Annotated in this window: 1 protein-coding gene; it reads left to right on the top strand. The window is 54.0% G+C overall.

Annotated features, from left to right (window positions below; translation table 11 throughout):
* Positions 1 to 1161, top strand: a 1161-nt coding sequence (locus ACTHS3_RS13845; protein WP_440368236.1) for a M3 family metallopeptidase, incomplete at both ends; no start/stop codon positions are given.

Genomic DNA, 1161 nt, shown 5'->3' with positions numbered 1-1161 from the left:
CTGCTCCACTTGGGCGAAGAACCCCGTTTCGACCAAATCAAAACCGAAGACATCAAACCCGCCCTGCAAACCGCCATTGCCGAAGCGCGCGAACAAATCGCCGCCATCAAAGCGCAAACGCACACCGACTGGGCCAACACCGTCGAAAAACTGACCGACATTACCGAACGCGTCGGCCGCATTTGGAGCGTGGTTTCCCATCTCAACTCCGTAGTCGACACGCCCGAATTGCGTGCCGTATACAACGAATTGATGCCAGAAATCACCATCTTCTTCACCGAAATCGGTCAAGACATCGAGTTGTACAACCGCTTTAAAATCATCAAAAACTCTGCCGAATTCGACACCCTCTCCCCGGCGCAGCAAACCAAGCTCAACCACGACTTGCGCGATTTCGTCCTCAGCGGTGCCGAATTGCCGCCCGAACAGCAGGCAGAACTGGCGCAACTGCAAACCGAAGGCGCGCAACTGGGTGCCAAATTCGCACAAAACATCCAAGACGCAACCGACGCTTTCGGCATTCACTTTGACGATGCCGCGCCGCTTGCCGGCATTCCCGAAGACTCCCTCGCCATGTTTGCCGCCGCCGCGCAAAGCGAAGGTAAAACAGGCTACAAAATCGGCCTGCAAATTCCGCACTACCTCGCCGTCATCCAATACGCCGACAACCGCGAACTGCGCGAACAAATCTACCGTGCCTACGTTACCCGCGCCAGCGAATTGTCTGACGACGGCAAATTCGACAATACGGCCAACATCGACCGCACTCTCGAAAACGCATTGAAAACCGCCAAACTGCTCGGTTTCAAAAACTACGCCGAGCTGTCGCTGGCAACCAAAATGGCCGACACGCCCGAACAGGTTTTAAACTTCCTGCACGACCTTGCCCGCCGCGCCAAACCGTTTGCCGAAAAAGACTTTGCCGAAATCAAAGCCTTTGCACGCGAGAGCCTGAATATCGAAGATCCGCAATCTTGGGATTTGAGCTACGCCGCCGAAAAACTGCGTCAAGCCAAATACGCCTTCAGCGAAACCGAAGTGAAAAAATACTTCCCTATCAGCAAAGTATTGGCAGGCCTGTTTGCCCAAATCAAAAAACTCTACGGCATCGAGCTGGCTGAAAAAACCGTCCCCGTTTGGCACAAAGACGTGCGCTATTTC

The sequence above is a fragment of the Neisseria sp. P0009.S007 genome, from assembly GCF_051962515.1.
This window is presented reverse-complemented; position numbering and strand designations above follow the sequence as displayed.